Here is an 841-nt window from a genome sequence, read left to right as displayed (position 1 = left end):
TGGCTTTGAGTATGGTATTTAGCTGTTTGAACACCTCTAAATTACTAAATTTCCGTCATATACGGAAATTCTCAAAGCCTTTTTCATGACCATTTTTATGGCATCATACTAAATCCGAAACTTGAGTAGTACAGGCTCCACGCCCACACAGCATCATCGGCGGGGGGCATGTCGGAGCGGACCTGCTTGCCACCCTTGTCGACAACAAGTACAACCATCATCTTCCCGAGTATCGGCAGGTAAAGATGTTCGCCAATCTGGGGTTGAAACTGCCCACATCGACGGTAAACGACTGGCTGCATGCCGCGGCCAACGTGCTTTATCCCTTGTATGAAAGCCAGCGGGAGGCCGTGATGGCCGGGAGGTATGTGCAGATAGACGAAGTGCCGTGGAATATAGCCGACCGCAGAGGGCAGCCCTGCCGCAAGGGTTACGCCTGGCAGTTCAGGGACGTGAGCCCGCATTCCAAAGGCACATACTTCTACTATCATAAAGGCAGCCGCGCCGGAGAGATACCGCGAACGCAGCTGCGGGGATACCAAGGCGTGATACAGAACGACGGCTACAAAGTATACAACGAATTTGAGGATGTGCCCGGGATAACAGTCCTGGCGTGCATGGCCCACATACGCCGTGAATTTGTCGACGCGCAGAAGTCCAATCCGTTGGCCGGCGAAGCGGTCAGATATATAGCCACACTTTATACGCTTGAAGAAAATCTCAGGCAGGCCGGAGCGTCGGCAGATGAGATCCGTGCGGAGCGCCAACGCCTTGCCATGCCCATACTCAAGGGCCTTGAAGTGTGGATGCGGACAGCTCTGGCGACATGCACCCCCAAAGA

1 protein-coding gene is annotated in these 841 nt (G+C 53.9%); it reads left to right on the top strand.

Annotation, left to right across the window (positions count from 1 at the left end):
- Positions 1-152: 152 nt before the first annotated feature.
- The coding region (locus G7Y39_RS13440) for an IS66 family transposase (protein WP_370520381.1) at positions 153-841 on the top strand (689 nt) is incomplete at its 3' end.

The sequence above is a fragment of the Parabacteroides sp. ZJ-118 genome, from assembly GCF_011038785.1.
In the GTDB taxonomy this organism is placed as follows: Bacteria; Bacteroidota; Bacteroidia; order Bacteroidales; family Tannerellaceae; genus Parabacteroides.
The sequence above is the reverse complement of the archived record's forward strand: the minus strand, read 5'-3'. Positions and strand labels throughout refer to the sequence as shown.